We start from the raw sequence: 16,306 nt of genomic DNA, 5'->3' as shown, positions 1-16,306 counted from the left end.
ATTCCGATGACTGAGTATAATCAGCGCCGAAACAGTGTCAGTAAACATTTACATACTTACTGACATATTTAATTTATTATTAAGTGAACAGGGATTCTTCCAATGCAACTCTTTATGAGCCTGGTCGGGATGGTAGTGCTGATCTTGATCGCAGTACTCTTTTCCAGTAACTATCGCGCTATTAAACTTCGTACCGTCCTTGGTGCTTTTTTGATTCAGGTCGCTATCGGCGCTTTTGTACTTTATGTTCCCGCAGGCAAGATAATATTAATGGGTATGTCTGAGGGAGTTTCCAGTGTTATCCAGTATGGTCAGCAAGGAATGGATTTTATTTTTGGTGGATTAGTTTCCCCCAAAATGTTTGAACTGTTTGGGGGTGGTGGTTTTGTTTTCGCCTTGCGTGTACTGCCGATTATCGTTTTCTTCTCTTCACTGATTGCTGTTTTGTACTACATCGGTGTTATGCAGCTCGTTATCAAAGTATTGGGTGGCGGCCTGCAAAAAGTTCTCGGAACTTCACGTACCGAATCGTTGTCAGCAACAGCAAATATTTTCGTAGGTCAAACTGAAGCGCCACTGGTTGTTCGCCCTTATATCGCCACGATGACCCAGTCTGAACTGTTTGCGGTTATGTGTGGTGGTCTGGCATCTGTCGCGGGTTCTGTACTGGCTGGTTATGCATCAATGGGCGTACCGTTGGAATATCTGATTGCGGCTTCCTTTATGGCAGCCCCAGGTGGTCTGTTATTCGCTAAACTGATGGTGCCTGAAACTGAAAAGTCGCAAGACACTGTTGATGCGATGTCACTGGTCGCTGAATCAGAACGTCCTGCTAACATTATCGATGCCGCGGCTTCTGGCGCCGCTGCTGGTATGCAATTAGCGCTGAACGTCGGTGCAATGCTACTGGCGTTTGTTGCCCTGATTGCGTTAGTGAACGGTATTCTTGGTGGTATCGGTGGCTGGTTTCATTACCCGCAACTTTCTCTTGAATTGGTACTGGGCTGGGTTTGTGCGCCTATTGCTTACCTGATTGGTGTTCCATGGCATGAAGCAACCGTTGCCGGTTCCTTTATCGGTCAAAAACTGGTTGTGAACGAATTCGTTGCCTTTATGAACTTCGGCCCATATTTGCAACCGGATGATGCGGTTGCGGCTGCGGGTTTACAGGTTCTGTCAGATCACACCAAAGCCATCATCTCCTTTGCACTGTGTGGCTTTGCTAACCTTTCTTCTGTCGCTATCCTGCTGGGTGGTTTGGGCGGTATGGCGCCAAATCGTCGCGGGGATGTCGCTCGTCTGGGGATGAAAGCAGTAATAGCAGGTACATTATCCAACCTGATGAGTGCAACTATTGCCGGTTTCTTCCTGGCGCTGTAACTTTGTTGCAATATGCAGGTGGGATAATTCCGCCTGCAATCCATTTTCCTTCCAATTAACCCATGATGAAAAACATTGCCTGCCATCCCCCTTTGTTTGGCAATGAGTTATATTTTTTATCGTGTACTATTTGATGACAGGAAGGTGTGATTGGCAGATAAACCGGATAGCACACCAATTTAATGTGATTTTCATCACATATAAAATTGTTATCTTGCAAATTACATTGTATTAATGTGATATTTGGCACGATTTTTTGAGCGTTTAAATGTTCAAATAATATTATGCCAATATTTTATGGATAAAGGCGAGGCTCGCATTAAGGACCATAAACCGAAGAGAGCATAGTGCGGTGAAAAGGAGTTCAACTGTCGCGGTAGGCATCCCACGGCTACATCTTCAAGGAACCAAGTCCGCTCGCCAACAAACAATCGTTTAAAAAAATGTGTGGTTCTGGCGTAAAGCCGGCCGCGATAATAACGTTGGAGAGTTTTATGACCGATTTAACCGCAGCAGCGCAGCGTGCGCTGAGTTTGATGGATTTAACGACACTTAATGATGATGATACAGATGGAAAAGTGACGGCACTTTGTCATCAGGCGAAAAGCCCGGCGGGTAACACGGCGGCTATCTGTATCTACCCGCGTTTTATTCCTCTGGCGCGTAAAATATTGCGTGAACAGGGCACCCCTGAAATCCGCATTGCAACAGTGACAAACTTCCCACACGGTAATGACGATATTGAGATCGCTGTAGCTGAAACCTGGGCGGCGATTGCTTATGGTGCTGATGATGTTGACGTGGTTTTCCCATACCGCGCATTGATGGCCGGTAATGAACAAATTGGCTTTGATATGGTTAAAGCCTGTAAAGAAGCCTGTGCGGAAGCGGGTGTTTTGCTAAAAGTCATTATCGAAACAGGTGAACTGAAAGAAGCATCTCTGATCCGTAAGGCGGCTGAAATTTCAATTAAAGCAGGTGCCGATTTTATCAAAACGTCCACCGGCAAAGTACCCGTTAACGCCACACTGGCAAGTGCTGAAATCATGATTAAGGTTATTCATGAGATGGGAGTGGGTGAAACCGTTGGTTTCAAACCGGCGGGTGGCGTTCGTACCGCGGAAGAAGCAGCACAATATCTGGCATTGGCTGATCGCATTATGGGTGATAAATGGGTTGATGCCCGTCATTTCCGTTTTGGTGCTTCCAGCTTGTTGGGAAGTTTGCTGAACACTCTGGGTCATCAGGGGCAAAAACAAAGCAGCAATTACTGATAATCATACACCGTACCCGTTGGTGCGTAATGGCTGAACCTTTCCCGATTTTAATCATGATGAGGAGAATGCTTTGTTTCTGGCACAGGAAATTATCCGTAAAAAGCGTGATGGGCATCCACTGAGTGAAGAAGAGATCCGCTTCTTCATCAATGGCGTGCGTGACAATACCGTTTCTGAAGGGCAGATTGCTGCACTGGCGATGGCTATCTACTTCCACGATATGATAATGGGAGAGCGGGTGGCTCTGACTCTGGCTATGCGTGATTCCGGTACGGTGTTGAACTGGCAAAGCTTGAATCTGAATGGCCCGATTGTGGATAAACATTCAACCGGCGGTGTCGGTGATGTCACATCCCTGATGCTTGGCCCAATGGTGGCGGCTTGTGGTGGTTATGTTCCGATGATCTCCGGCCGTGGTTTGGGTCATACTGGTGGTACGCTGGACAAACTGGAAGCGATCCCAGGATTTGATATTTTTCCTGATGACAGCCGCTTCCGTAACATTATTCAGGACGTTGGCGTAGCGATTATCGGCCAGACTAATTCGCTGGCGCCGGCAGACAAACGCTTCTATGCAACTCGGGATATTACCGCGACGGTGGATTCTATCCCTTTGATCACCGCGTCTATCCTCGGCAAAAAACTGGCTGAAGGTTTGGATGCATTGGTGATGGATGTCAAAGTTGGCTCTGGTGCGTTTATGCCGACGTATAAAGAGTCGGAACAACTGGCGGAATCTATTGTTAGCGTAGCTAACGGCGCGGGTTGTAAAACGACTGCGCTGTTGACGGATATGAATCAGGTTCTAGCATCCAGTGCGGGTAACGCACTTGAAGTTCGTGAAGCCATTCGCTTTCTGACGGGTGAATATCGCAATCCACGTTTACTCGAAGTTACAATGGCACTGTGTGTTGAAATGCTGGTATCCGGTAATCTGGCAACAGACCGTGAAGACGCCCGCAATAAACTCCAGTCGGTATTAAATAACGGTAAAGCAGCAGAAATCTTTGGTCGCATGGTCGCTGCACAAAAAGGCCCGATTGATTTCGTTGAGCGTTATGACCGTTATTTGCCAACCGCTGTTTTCAGCCAGCCTGTATTGGCTGAACAGCATGGATTTATCACAGATATGGACACCCGCGCTTTGGGAATATCTGTGGTTTCCCTTGGTGGGGGACGCCGTAAGGCAGCAGATCTTATAGATTACAGTGTGGGGCTGAGTAATATTGTTGCTCTGGGTTCAGAAGTGAATGCAGATACCCCCTTAGCTATTATTCATGCCAACAATGAAAACGAATGGCAGGAAGCGGCGGAAGCAGTACGTAAAGCTATCGTTCTGGGCGTGGAAGCCAAACCAGCCACACCAATGGTTTATCGCCAAATCAGCGAGTAATAACCATACTTATTATTAAATAACGGTGGCATTTCCGCATTGTTAGCGTGACTTGACGCAGGAGAAAATTATGAAACGTACATTCATCATGGTATTGGATTCTTTTGGCATTGGCGCCAGTGAAGATGCCGAAAAATTTGGTGATAAAGGATCTAACACCCTGGGACACATTGCAGAAGTCTGTGCCCGTGGTGATGCCGATGTTGGCCGTAAAGGGCCTCTGAACTTGCCGAACTTAAGCCGTTTAGGTTTGGCTAAAGCGGCGGAGGAGTCTTGTGGAACTTTCCCTGTAGGTCTGGACAAAGACGCGGACATCATCGGTGCTTACGCTTATGCCAGCGAACTCTCTTCCGGTAAAGACACACCATCAGGTCACTGGGAAATTGCCGGTGTACCGGTTCTGTTTGACTGGGGTTACTTCAAAGATGAAGAAAACAGCTTCCCACAGGAATTGTTGGATAAACTGGTAGCGCGCGCAAACCTGCCGGGCTATCTGGGTAACTGCCACTCTTCCGGTACGGTCATTCTGGATAAACTGGGTGAAGAGCATATGAAAACGGGTAAACCGATTTTCTATACCTCGGCTGACTCGGTATTCCAGATTGCTTGCCACGAAGAAACTTTCGGTTTGGATCGCCTATACGAACTGTGTGAAATCGCCCGTGAAGAGTTGACTGACGGTGATTATAATATTGGTCGCGTTATTGCCCGCCCATTTGTTGGTGAGAAAGCAGGTCATTTCGAGCGTACCGGTAATCGTCATGATCTGGCTGTAGAGCCACCGGCTCCAACTATACTGAAAAAATTGGTTGATGAGAAAAATGGCGAAGTCGTTTCTATCGGCAAGATCGCGGATATTTACGCAAACGTCGGTATCACGCAAAAAGTGAAAGCGACCGGTATTGACGCACTGTTTGACGCAACTCTGGTTGAAATGGAAAAAGCGGGTGACAACACCATCGTCTTCACTAACTTTGTCGATTTCGACTCTGCTTACGGTCATCGCCGTGACGTTCCGGGTTATGCTGCGGCATTGGAGCTGTTTGACCGCCGTTTGCCTGAAATGCTGAAACAGGTGAAAGAGGATGACATCCTGATCCTGACCGCAGACCACGGTTGTGACCCAACATGGCCTGGTACTGACCATACTCGTGAGCACATTCCGGTTCTGATTTATGGGCCAAAAGTGAAACCCGGCTCACTGGGTCACCGTGAAACTTTTGCTGATATTGGACAGACAGTGGCTAAATATTTTGATCTGTCGCCAATGGAATACGGCAAACCCATGCTCTAATCCCGATTACTGGCTGCTTGCGGGCAGCCATATACCACCAAAATAACCAGTAAATAAGAAACAAGGAATTTAATTATGGCCACTCCCCATATTAATGCCGAGATGGGCGATTTTGCAGATGTTGTTCTGATGCCTGGCGATCCATTACGTGCAAAATACATTGCTGAAACTTTTCTGGAAAATGTTCGGCAGGTAAATAATGTTCGCGGCATGTTGGGTTTCACCGGGACTTATAAAGGCCGTCCGATTTCCGTGATGGGACACGGTATGGGTATCCCATCCTGCTCTATCTATGCGAAAGAACTAATTGCCGATTTTGGCGTTAAAGTCCTTATCCGTGTGGGTTCCTGCGGTTCAGTACGTCACGACATTAAATTGCGTGATGTGGTTATTGGCATGGGTGCATGTACTGATTCCAAAGTTAACCGTATACGTTTTAAAGATCATGACTTTGCCGCGATTGCTGATTTCGATCTGGTCCGTAATGCAGTTGATGCTGCTAAAGCAAAAAACATTAAAGCGCATGTAGGCAACATCTTCTCCATTGAACTGTTCTATACACCTGATACACAAATGTACGATGTAATGGAAAAGTACGGTATTTTGGGTGTAGAAATGGAAGCGGCAGGTATCTACAGTGTTGCAGCTGAATATGGCGCAAAAGCACTGACTATCTGTACCGTTTCTGATCATATTCGTACCGGTGAACACGTTATTGCAGAAGAACGTCAGACGACGTTTAATGAAATGATTGAAATCGCGCTGGAATCTGTTCTGTTGGGTGATAAATAACCCCCTGCTCTTTATTTTCAGTCACCTAATGCCAGTCAGTTAAGCGATTGACTGGCATTGCTCTTTTTCTCTCTTTTATTGAGCTGCTTTTTCTAACGCCTGAGCCAAATCTGCGATGAGATCTTCCGCATCTTCGATACCCACTGAAATCCGCACTAACTGTGGAGTAATCCCGGAAGCAAGACGCTTTTCTAACGGAATAGAAGCGTGAGTCATACTAAATGGCTGGCCTATCAAGCTTTCCACTCCGCCCAGACTTTCCGCCAGTGTAAATAATTTCAGCTCCTGAATCAGCCGACGGGCATAATCATCATCACCCTTTAAATGAACAGAAATCATACCGCCAAAGCCCTTCATCTGGCGCTTTGCCAGCTCATGCTGCGGATGGGAAGAGAGACCGGGATAAAAAACAGTTTCGATCTGCGGTTGTTGTGCCAACCAGTGTGCGATCTTTTCCGCACTATCGATGTGACGCTGCATACGCAGAGCAAGCGTACGCATTCCGCGTAGTACCAGAAAACTGCTAAATGGATCGAGCACGCCACCTACCGAGTTTTGCAGAAAACCGAGTTTTTCTGCCAGGTCTGCATCCTTGCCGACGACAGCCAGCCCTGCGATGACATCGGAATGACCATTAAGATACTTAGTCGCTGAGTGCACCACGATATCAAATCCCAGATCAAGCGGGCGCTGGATATACGGGGAGGCGAAAGTATTATCTGCCACGCTGATGATACCGTGTCGTTGTGCTATTTGCGCGATAGCCGCCAGATCGGCCAGTTTCAACAGTGGATTAGTGGGTGTCTCCACCCAGATCATTTTTGTCTCGGGACGAATTGCGGCTTCAAGACCGGCAATGTCATGTGCTTCAACATAAGTGACACGCAAACCGGCGCTACGGCTACGTACTTTTTCTAGTAGTCGATAGGTACCACCGTACAAATCATCTACTGCCACCAAATGGCTGTCTTTATCCAGCAGCTCCAGCACCGTGGAACTGGCAGCCAGACCTGAACTGAAAGCATATCCCCGGCTACCGTTTTCCAGTTCGGCTATAGCGCTTTCCAGCGCATCACGCGTCGGATTGCCACTGCGGGAATATTCATAACCAGTGTGCTGGCCGGGAGCTGACTGGACATAAGTTGAAGTTGCATAAATCGCCGGCATTACCGCGCCAGTGTGATCGGGTGTATAGCCGGCGTGAACAGTTTTGGTATCAAACTTGGTCATAGAATTATTCCTGCAAAAAGATCAATTAAGTTGCTGACGCCATGCATTCAGCACATCAGTGCGAGTCACCAGCCCGAGGAAACAGCCATTATCGACGATCAGCGCGACATGCCCGGCATCGAAAGTCGCCATCAATTGTTGCAAAGAAGCGTTTTTATCCAGCGTCTTCACTTGATGAGTCATCGCGTGGCTAACGGGCAGAGTAAAATTGAGTGGATTAGCCTGTACTGTGTGCATCAAATCCCACTCATCAATAATGCCTACCACTTGTTCATCTTTCAGCACTGGCAACTGAGAAATCTCATACAGGCGCATTCGGGTATGAGCGGTTTTCAATGAATCTTCCGGCGACACAAAAACCGTAGCGCCATCCTGATAGCGGTAGGTTATATAGTCGCTCAGATCGTGCTGTGGCATACGCGATTGGAATCCTTGCTCCAGCATCCAGTAATCGTTAAACATCTTTGACAGATACTTATTTCCGCTGTCACAGGCCAGTGTAACCACGCGTTTCGGTGTGGTTTGCGAGCGGCAGTAGCGCAGTGCAGCAGCCAGTAGAGTACCACTGGAAGAGCCGGCCAGAACACCTTCCCTTAACAGTAGATCGCGTGCACTGGAGAAGGCTTCTGCATCATTGACACGATATGCATGGTGCACCCGGCTGAAATCGCCGAGAGGAGGAACAAAATCTTCGCCGATACCTTCCACTTGCCAGTTCCCGGCTTCGCCATATTTACCGTGTTCGATATAGTCCACCAGGATAGAACCGTTTGGATCTGCCAGAACAAACTCGGTTTCCGGTGAAACTTGAGCAAAATAATTGCTCAGACCGCCCAGCGTACCGCCGGAACCGACACCGATCACCACTGCATCAACATTATGATCCATTTGCTGCCAGATTTCCGGGCCGGTGGTAGCGGTATGAGCCGCTGAATTAGCCGGATTATTGAACTGATCAATATAATAAGCGCCGGGAATCTCTTGAGCCAGACGCAGGGCATAATCCTGATAATATTCTGGATGGCCTTTGCTGACATCAGAACGGGTCAGACGCACATCGGTACCTAGTGCACGCAGGTGAAACACCTTCTCCCGGCTCATCTTATCTGGAACGACCAGAATCAGCTTATAACCTTTCAGGGAGGCGACCAGGGCTAACCCGATACCGGTATTGCCGGCAGTGGCTTCGATAATCGTCCCACCAGGTTGAAGCAGCCCCTGTTTTTCTGCTTGCTCGATCATTGAAAGTGCAACGCGGTCTTTAATAGAACCACCGGGGTTTTGATTTTCCAACTTAATAAACAATCGACACGGACCGGTATTCAGATGCGTTAACTCCAGCAACGGGGTATTGCCAATCATATCGAGAACAGAGCGTGACGTGGTCATATCATCTCCAGATAATCCGTTATATTCAGATAGTTATAGAGGATAACTCTGTAGATATGTTTCTTTGAAAGAATGAATAGCAACCATATATAGCCAAATGGCATATATTAATTTTATTTTGGATGTAAAGAGGTGTAGACGTTTAGAAGTGTGGATTTGCTTAACCTGCCATACTCATTTAAAAACGTGAATACAGAAGTATTAAGGCTTTTATATTAAGGGCGGATTTAACTTAATAAATGCAATTTTTCAGAAGGGGAGTTAGTGACATTTAATCAAGTCATTAACCGTTAATAGAGAGTTGAAAAGGAATCCGTATGTAAAAGAATATTATCCAAAAAGATGGATATTTAAGCGCTTTCTCGCCGGTTATTTTACGAAGAATACTATAAAAAATAATGTAATAGAAAAGGGAGAAAACAGTTAATTTTGCAGGATTTAAGCCATGAAAAGGGGTGATTGTCTGAAAAAACAGAAAAACAGAAAAACAGAGCCAGTAAAGATAAAAAGTGGGTATGATTAGCATTACGTAAAACGTAAAACACGATATCTGATGATGATTAAACTTAACAAAAAGCAGGTGTAAAAGGGATAAAACAACGGTTAAAACTTTATACCGATTAAAATCATAAATTAAAAAAATGGCTTTTAATAACAGTTTAAAGCCTGCACATTATAAAACTCAGGAAGGGATCCCACTTTGTTTACCCTTCCATATTTAATTAATTTATGAACGATTCTATACTTCATTCATTTTATATTTACCTAACCTGCCATGCCCATTTAAAAGCGTGAATATAGAGGCATTAAAGCTTTTATATCCAGGACGGATTTAACTCAATAAATGCAATTTTTCAGAAGGGGAGTTAGTGACATTCAATCAAGTCATTAACCGTTAATAGAGAGTTGAAAAGGAATCCGTATGTAAAAGAATATTATCCAAAAAGATGGGTATTTAAGCGCTTTCCCGCCGGTTATTTTACGAAGAAAACCCTAAAAATAACGTAATAAAAAAGGGAGAAAACGGTTAATTTGGCAGGATTTAAGCCATGAAAATGGGTGATTGTCTGAAAAAACAGAAAAATAGAAAAACAGAACCAGTAAAGATAAAAAGCGGGTATGATTAGCGTTCGTTAAACATAAAGCACGATATCCGATGATGATTAAACTTAACAAAAAGCAAGTGTTAAAAGGGATAAAAACAACGGTTAGAACTTTATACCGATTAAAATCATAAATTAAAAAATGGCTTTAATAATAGTTTAAAGCCTACCTGTCATAAAAATCATAGTGGGATTGGGGATTCTACTTTGTTTACCATTCTATGATTAATTCATTTGTCAGAGATTCTATATTTGACCTTATTTTAAATTTACCTAACCTGCCATATTCATTTAAAAACGCGAATACAAAGGCATTAAAGATTTCATATCTAGAGCTAATTTAACTCAATAAATGCAATTTTTCAGAAGGAGGGTTAATTGCATTTAATCGGAAATAATTAACCATTAATAGAGAGTTAAAAAGGAATCCGTATGTAAAATAATATTATCCGAACAGATGGATTTTAAGTGTTTTATCGCCGATTATTTTACGAAGAAAAATATAAAAACAACGCAATAAAAAAGGGATAAAAAGGTTAATTCAGCAGGATTTAAATTATTAAAAATGGGATGATTATCCGAAAAAATAGAAAAATAGAAAAATAGAAAAACAGAAAAACAGAAAAACAGAAAAACAGAAAAACAGAAAAACAGAAAAACAGAAAAACAGAAAAACAGAAAAACAGAAAAACAGAAAAACAGAGTCAGTGAAGATAAAAAGCGGGTATGATTAGAGTTTTTTAAATGTAAAAAACGTTATCCGATGATGATTAAACTTAACAAAAATCAGGTGTTAAAAGGGATAAAAATAACGGTTAAAACCATAAGTTAAAAAATGACTTTTAATAACACCGAGCACCATCACCAGTGATGGCCGAACAGTTGATTATTCGGCTCGTTAAGAATGGCTGACGGCTAAAAAGGAGATCCCGGCTCAAGACCGGGATCTGTATTAGTTCAATCGTAATTGTTCAATTTCCCTATCTAACCAATTATGATGCTCTTTTATCAATGAGTGATAGTTTTCTTCCGAATAATACTCAGATGGTGAAAGATTATTACCAACACTCTGGACTATATTCGGTGAATCTACACTATCTCCCCAAAGAACCCAAAATTCATTCAGCTTAAGGAGAGCATATACATAATCATCAGGTAACTCTTTGAACAATAAAAAATATAAAGCTATACATTTCCACTTTCTTTCTGATAATTGAAGGCTTACATTTTTTTTATCACATATAACCTCTAAGTTATTAATTAATTCACCAGTAATTTCTGTGCAAAAAGCAGCTTCAGATACCTCGGTCAAAAGAGCATCAGTCATATCGAGTTTTGACAATTCACTACACGCAAATTCACTAATATTAGAAGCTGATAAATGACCGGCTGGATTTCCCTTAGCCCCAAGAAAAATCATTCCCCAATCAATTAATCCCATTTGATTAGCCAAAGAATACATTTCATTTATCATGGTTTTGATGGTACTCCATTAACTGTTCCTCCAGTGACAAACATTCTATGACTTACGCCACCTAATTTCGGATCCACTATCCACTCAAATCGTCCTTCAATCCCATTTAGACTTCCTGGCAATTGATAAAGAGTGGCTCCATTTTTCAGTTTCGTCTGTGTTGCTAATCCTGCATAATTGTCGACAATATCATTGAACCCATGGGCCTTAGCTACTGGAGGAAATTCTTGTGTTGCTGTTGGCTTATTCCTATTTGGATAAACAGATATTTCTTTCCCATCAATATCAACAACAGTTTTGTTAGGTATCTGATCTACTTTATTCCCACTACCTGTTCCCTTCTCGCCAGTTCCAACCCTTGGATTATCTAATACGTCATTCTTGATGGTTTTGTTACTTGCAATGCTTCCTTTTTCATTAGGCAGCGACTTCCCATCAAACTTCCCTGTCTGATGCTCAACATTTGTTACCGTGCCTTGATATTTCGGATTGAATTTCCCTTCTCCCGCACTCCATTGCGGAAGTGTGCTTTCTGTTTTGCTGCCTGACATCGGATTTTTAGCCAATGATAGGAATGCCTTCGCCGCCACATACTGCATCACTTTCGCTTCACTGGTGGGCACACCGCTGGCAACGATGGAAGCGGCTTTCTCCGGCGTCATTTTCTCATTGGACATCACCACATCTAACGGCACACCGAAGAAGTTCCCCCACGCCACAATCAGCCCTCTGGCTGGATCTTGACCTTCTGGATGGGTGCCCCGTGTTTGCCTCGCCAGCTCTTCGGATAGCTGATCCGGTGTAGCCCCTTCCCTGTACATCTTCATCGCCAGTGAACTTTGTGCCCGACCGTAATCCGCCATGCCTTTTGGCAGGCTCAAGGCATTATTCTCCACAACAACCCATTCCATTGCGAAGTTGACCGCCGGTCACCGATTTTCCTAATGCCCTCAGTCAGTTACAACCCGTTTTTTCCCGTGCTGCTTTGTCGCCGAACCCAAAACCCCCTGACGCGCTTTTCGCCTCCAAAGGCCGGTTTTTCCCGCCGTGCCATTGTCAGTGTAGCGCCTTTTTCGGCAACGGGCGAACGTCGCCCAACTTGTTTGGGCGGCGGGTGCCCGTTCTGCGGGCGCGGGCGGCATAGAGCCCGCAAGCGGCGCCCCTGCGACGCTCGGGGGCACCGTGGCTTCGGGTTGCGCATGGCCTTGCATGACCACGAGGTTTTGTTCAGGGAAGCCCCTGGGGGCTGCACGGGGCGGCGATGGCGAGCACGGGAATGAGCAAGGAGCCTGCGACTGCGAACCGGGCGCAGCCAGTGCAGCGGGGTTGGGGCGGGGGGAAGTTAATGAGCGGAGGCCGCAGGCCGACTTGCCTTCAGGGGGGTTGGCCGGACGTTGGCACGGCAGCTAAAGAAGAACACGGGTTTTTGCCGAGGACTGGCTCAGCGGCTGACAGCAGAAGGCGTCAGCCTTGTGCGCCACTCCCCGCAATGCCGACCCGCGGGGGCGCAAGACATAATGCCAATTATACGCATTAAGCCGCTCATCAATGCTCAGGCGGTTGCCCGGGCTCACCGGCGCAGTGCGTATAATTCCCCCCGCATTATGTTCAATAGGCGTTGGGCGGCCTGGACCGGCTCAACGGGGACGTCAGCGGTTGGGCCGCCTGACGACTATTTACCCCCGCGTGCGCCGAGGCTGACGGGCAGTCCGGCCACGGTCTGCCCCCACACCGAACCCGCCCAACTTAACGGGGGCGGACGGACGGTCAGAGGATATTGAGGTTTCAGGTCGGCGCCGGGCTGTCCGGCGGCGTGTCAGCGTCGGCGTTGTCTTCGGCGTACAGGTCGGCCAGTAAACCCACCTCATCGGCGTCGCTGACTTTTTCGTCGGCCATTTGCTCCGCCGGATGGGTGCTGGCGTGCACCGCCTGCAAGGCCCGGATAGAGACCTGCGTATACACCTGGGTGGATTCCACGCTGGCATGGCCTAACATGGCCTGTATCCAGCGCAGGTCCGCTCCGTTCTCCAGCATCTGCGTCGCCATCGCATGCCGGAACAGGTGGCAGGCGCCTTTTTTCTCAATGCCGGCGGCCCGGATATAACCGCTCACGGCATGGGTGATACCGTTCGGCTGCAACCCGTCGAGACCGTCCATTGCCACGAACAGCGATTGGATGTCCGGGGTGACCAGCAGTTGCGGGCGAACCTGCTGCTGATAGAACTGGAGCCAGTTTAAGGCCCGTTCGCCGAGGGGCAATACCCGGTCTTTATTCCCCTTGCCCTGCCGGATGGTCACGGTTTTGCGTGACCCGTCAATGCTGTAGATATCGAGCCGGGCCACTTCACTGCGTCGTATCCCCGTTGACCAGAGCAGCTCCATCAGGGCCCGGTCGCGTACGCCCTGCAACGTATTCGGGTCAGGCAGCGACAGGATATGCTCGATTTCATCAATGCTCAGGATATACCGCGGCAGGCGTTTTTCTTCCCGCGGCAACTCAATGTCCGCTGCCGGGTTCGCCAGTATCAGGTTCTGTTTGGTCAGCCATTTGAACCACACCTGTAACGGCTGCAACTGCGTGCGCTGGGTGCGGATGCTCAGCGGCTCTCCGTTGGTCTTGCGGTACTGGTACAGGTAGCGCTGGTAACGCTCCAGTATCGGCCGGGTGATATCCGCGGCAGAGTACAGGCCCCGTTCCGTGGCCCACAGGATGAAGCGATAGGTGTGATGGGTCTGCACTTTCAGCGTGGTTTCCGACCAGTTTCGTTCCTGCCGCCAGGCCACGAAGCGCAGCAGCAGCGCATACAGGCTTTTTGGGTCATGCGCCGGCCCCACAGGCTGACGGTAGACGTCATTAACGGTCAGGAGACTTCCTTTGCGCGGTTTACGGTTTGCCATGATTTACCTCCGTTTCGGATTGGGAATGAGCGGCTGAGGCAGCGGGCAGCGGGGCCTTTTGTGTTTTACGTCTATTAACTGTTTTCTTTCCGGCTCCGCCCGGTTCTGTTGTCAAGCCTTGTGCTGTCTGTGCTGAGGCCGGATTTTGTCTGTCCGGCGGTGTACCGACCGGGGGCTGACCTGTATCCGACCGGACACTTTTCGTCCCCGACCGGAACGCCCTGCCCGTCACTGCGTCATTCGCCGTTTCTGTTTCTTCGGGCAGGGGGATTGAAGCCGGTTTTTTTTCTGTCTTAATAACTGCTTTTTGCTTTACCCCGGCCACTTCCGCCGACAGGTCTGATGTTGCCTGCCCTGAGGCCGGATTCTGACTGACCGACTGACTGCCGACCCTGCCCCGACCTGTACCCGACTGAACATCCTCTGACCCCGACTGGAACACATTGCCTGTCATTTCTGACAGAGATTCAGTCATCTCCAGTAATCCGCACAGATGAGGTTGCCCGGTATCTTCACCATCCCACAGCAGCGTATATTCATAGGTCAGCCCGCGGCGATGCAGCAACAGGTATTCCATTTCCAGCAACCGCGCCAGATGCACTTTCAGTTGCGTATCGCCCCAGTGCAGAGCGGTCCGAATATCCCGCCGGGTAAAATGCAGTTCATCGACCCTGACTGCCTGTTGTCCGGCGGTTTCCCGTACCCAGTCCTGTATCAGCAGTAACAGCTTGCGCGTCTGCGGCGGCATTTCATCCAGCGTGCGCCCCAGCACCTCATGCGCCAGCTGGTTAGCCAGGGCAATGTCGTCTTGGGTGACTTCGATATATTCGATGACCTGTCCGCGGTGGGTCGTTTTTTTCACTTCACGTTGATACTGGTGCAGCAACGCAATGGCCTGTATCAGCGTCAGGTATTTCATGTGGTCGCGCCGCATCCGGGTTTTGTCTGACAGGAACGTCAGTTGATGGGCGTAGGGATTCACCACTTTCAGCGGCCTTAACAGGCGCTGGGCGTTCTGGTGTAACTGCGTCAGATAGCCTTTCTCCGAGTCAGCCAGCAACCCGGCCAGCGTCTGGCGGTGCCGCTGCATGGCGTGGATAGCCTGCGTCTGCTCGCGCGATTCGTTGACCGTCAGCACCAGACAGCGGTTCAGCAGCTCTTCATCCACATCAATGGCCGTCGTCGTTAACATCAGCATCACCGGTCCCTGTACCTTATATTCCCGCGTCACCAGTTCGCCGCTCTGTTCGTTCTTGCCGGTGCTGGCGATTTTCAGCTCGCCGTCGGACTGCAACAGTTTCAGGGCATAGGCCGCCTGCCGCACGCCTTCTTCTTCCGCTATCGCCAGTATTTTGTGTTGCAGGCTGGTTTCGCCGAGGTAATACAGGCTCTGCCCGGTCATTGCCGAGTACTGGATACGCTCCTCTTCCGGCATCAGGTTCAGCACCGCCTCCATCAGGGACGATTTCCCGGCAGCGGAACTGCTTTGTATCAGCACGGCCAGCGGTTTATCGAGTTTGCGCGAGACCGCCGCCAGATACCCGGTCAACAGATTGGTGGATTCGCCGACCACCCCGCAGGCGGCCATGTCGTTGATAATCTGTTCTGTTAAGTTCGGCGATGTCAGCAACGCCAGCGCGGCGGCTTCGTCTTCCGCGCTGACCGTCACCGCCGTTGTCCCTGAGGCTTCGGCCTCCGCTCGCTGCTCGGCATCCTGTTGTTGTTCCAGCATCAGCAGCACCCGCCCGGCTTCGCGTTTAATCACAGACGGCTCGCATGCCAGCTCTTGCGCCGCCGTGCTGATGTAGTTCTGACGATGCCGCGCATGGTACATGTCCAGCGTATCCACATGGAACAGGCCGGACGTTTCATCCCGCACCTGCACGTTCACCTTCATCACATCCGGCACCGGGGATTTTTTCATCCCCCGTACCCGCCAGATACGGGGTCCGCTTTTCATCAGCAGTTCACCGCAGGCCGTGCGCTCACAGGGCACCGGTGCTACTGGCAACTCAGGCCGGGCAGCTAAAGAAGAAGGTTTAGTCACATCAGCACCTTGGGGCTTTTCCGTCACAG

13 protein-coding genes and 1 pseudogene are annotated in these 16,306 nt (G+C 48.1%); 7 read left to right on the top strand and 7 right to left on the bottom strand.

Features of this window, described 5'->3' with window-relative positions:
- The first annotated feature begins 114 nt into the window (after positions 1–114).
- The 5 genes from LGZ99_RS11695 (at position 115) to deoD (ending at position 6,136) form a co-directional block, all read left to right on the top strand.
- Positions 115–1,380, top strand: a complete 1,266-nt coding sequence (locus LGZ99_RS11695; RefSeq protein ID WP_031281461.1) for a NupC/NupG family nucleoside CNT transporter — start codon at positions 115–117, stop codon at positions 1,378–1,380.
- 494 nt (positions 1,381–1,874) lie between these two features.
- The gene (deoC, locus tag LGZ99_RS11690; protein ID WP_021324641.1) at positions 1,875–2,654 is read left to right on the top strand and encodes a deoxyribose-phosphate aldolase; all 780 of its coding nucleotides are present in this window, start codon (positions 1,875–1,877) and stop codon (positions 2,652–2,654) included.
- A gap of 73 nt (positions 2,655–2,727) precedes the next feature.
- Positions 2,728–4,050 carry a thymidine phosphorylase gene (gene deoA, locus LGZ99_RS11685; protein ID WP_036841155.1) on the top strand — a complete coding sequence of 441 codons (1,323 nt, stop codon included), beginning with the start codon at positions 2,728–2,730 and terminating at the stop codon, positions 4,048–4,050.
- A 70-nt stretch (positions 4,051–4,120) separates the two neighbouring features.
- The gene (deoB, locus tag LGZ99_RS11680; RefSeq protein ID WP_021324639.1) at positions 4,121–5,344 is read left to right on the top strand and encodes a phosphopentomutase; all 1,224 of its coding nucleotides are present in this window, start codon (positions 4,121–4,123) and stop codon (positions 5,342–5,344) included.
- Between the two features lie 75 nt (positions 5,345–5,419).
- Positions 5,420–6,136, top strand: a complete 717-nt coding sequence (deoD, locus tag LGZ99_RS11675) for a purine-nucleoside phosphorylase (protein ID WP_021324638.1) — start codon at positions 5,420–5,422, stop codon at positions 6,134–6,136.
- 75 nt (positions 6,137–6,211) lie between these two features.
- Here the strand turns inward: deoD and LGZ99_RS11670 are convergent, their stop codons facing one another.
- The 5 genes from LGZ99_RS11670 to LGZ99_RS11650 all read right to left on the bottom strand — a co-directional run bounded on the left by LGZ99_RS11670 (position 6,212) and on the right by LGZ99_RS11650 (position 12,474).
- Positions 6,212–7,366, bottom strand: a complete 1,155-nt coding sequence (locus LGZ99_RS11670; RefSeq protein ID WP_036841156.1) for a trans-sulfuration enzyme family protein — start codon at positions 7,364–7,366, stop codon at positions 6,212–6,214.
- Between the two features lie 21 nt (positions 7,367–7,387).
- Positions 7,388–8,755: a pyridoxal-phosphate dependent enzyme gene (locus LGZ99_RS11665; RefSeq protein WP_023046017.1), complete on the bottom strand. Its 1,368-nt coding sequence runs from the start codon at positions 8,753–8,755 to the stop codon at positions 7,388–7,390.
- A gap of 2,055 nt (positions 8,756–10,810) precedes the next feature.
- Positions 10,811–11,332, bottom strand: coding sequence for a DUF2247 family protein (locus LGZ99_RS11660; RefSeq protein WP_023046524.1), 522 nt, complete (start codon positions 11,330–11,332; stop codon positions 10,811–10,813).
- On the bottom strand, positions 11,329–12,243 hold the full coding sequence (locus LGZ99_RS11655; RefSeq protein WP_051769717.1) for a hypothetical protein: 915 nt from the start codon (positions 12,241–12,243) through the stop codon (positions 11,329–11,331). The genes LGZ99_RS11660 and LGZ99_RS11655 overlap by 4 nt, the downstream gene beginning before the upstream one ends.
- A gap of 39 nt (positions 12,244–12,282) precedes the next feature.
- Positions 12,283–12,474, bottom strand: a complete 192-nt coding sequence (locus LGZ99_RS11650) for a hypothetical protein (protein ID WP_262979130.1) — start codon at positions 12,472–12,474, stop codon at positions 12,283–12,285.
- A gap of 40 nt (positions 12,475–12,514) precedes the next feature.
- Here LGZ99_RS11650 and LGZ99_RS11645 point away from each other — a divergent pair, with 40 nt between their 5' ends.
- Positions 12,515–12,742, top strand: a complete 228-nt coding sequence (locus LGZ99_RS11645; protein WP_262979129.1) for a hypothetical protein — start codon at positions 12,515–12,517, stop codon at positions 12,740–12,742.
- A complete protein-coding gene (locus LGZ99_RS11640; protein ID WP_262979128.1) occupies positions 12,727–13,113 on the top strand; it encodes a hypothetical protein in 387 nt (128 codons plus the stop codon). Before LGZ99_RS11645 ends, LGZ99_RS11640 begins: the two co-directional genes overlap by 16 nt.
- Before the next feature lie 4 nt (positions 13,114–13,117).
- Here the strand turns inward: LGZ99_RS11640 and xerC are convergent, their stop codons facing one another.
- Positions 13,118–14,230 (bottom strand): site-specific tyrosine recombinase XerC, encoded by a 1,113-nt coding sequence (xerC, locus tag LGZ99_RS11635; RefSeq protein ID WP_262979127.1) that lies wholly within the window; start codon positions 14,228–14,230, stop codon positions 13,118–13,120.
- Positions 14,217–16,306 (bottom strand): annotated as a pseudogene (locus LGZ99_RS11630) (DNA primase); the annotation flags it as partial. The gene xerC and the pseudogene LGZ99_RS11630, both read right to left, overlap by 14 nt.

Origin of the sequence: Photorhabdus temperata (assembly GCF_025384845.1) — a bacterium.
GTDB classification, from domain to species: domain Bacteria; phylum Pseudomonadota; class Gammaproteobacteria; order Enterobacterales; family Enterobacteriaceae; genus Photorhabdus; species Photorhabdus temperata.
This window is presented reverse-complemented; position numbering and strand designations above follow the sequence as displayed.

What these genes read in the sequence shown, in the direction of transcription:
- LGZ99_RS11695 (WP_031281461.1), top strand. Translation starts at nt 115, where the DNA reads ATGAGCCTGGTCGGGATGGTAGTGCTGATCTTGATCGCAGTACTCTTT.
- deoC (WP_021324641.1), top strand. Translation starts at nt 1,875, where the DNA reads ATGACCGATTTAACCGCAGCAGCGCAGCGTGCGCTGAGTTTGATGGAT.
- deoB (WP_021324639.1), top strand. Translation starts at nt 4,121, where the DNA reads ATGAAACGTACATTCATCATGGTATTGGATTCTTTTGGCATTGGCGCC.
- deoD (WP_021324638.1), top strand. Translation starts at nt 5,420, where the DNA reads ATGGCCACTCCCCATATTAATGCCGAGATGGGCGATTTTGCAGATGTT.
- LGZ99_RS11670 (WP_036841156.1), bottom strand. Translation starts at nt 7,366, where the DNA reads ATGACCAAGTTTGATACCAAAACTGTTCACGCCGGCTATACACCCGAT.
- LGZ99_RS11665 (WP_023046017.1), bottom strand. Translation starts at nt 8,755, where the DNA reads ATGACCACGTCACGCTCTGTTCTCGATATGATTGGCAATACCCCGTTG.
- LGZ99_RS11660 (WP_023046524.1), bottom strand. Translation starts at nt 11,332, where the DNA reads ATGATAAATGAAATGTATTCTTTGGCTAATCAAATGGGATTAATTGAT.
- LGZ99_RS11655 (WP_051769717.1), bottom strand. Translation starts at nt 12,243, where the DNA reads ATGGAATGGGTTGTTGTGGAGAATAATGCCTTGAGCCTGCCAAAAGGC.
- LGZ99_RS11650 (WP_262979130.1), bottom strand. Translation starts at nt 12,474, where the DNA reads ATGCCGCCCGCGCCCGCAGAACGGGCACCCGCCGCCCAAACAAGTTGG.
- xerC (WP_262979127.1), bottom strand. Translation starts at nt 14,230, where the DNA reads ATGGCAAACCGTAAACCGCGCAAAGGAAGTCTCCTGACCGTTAATGAC.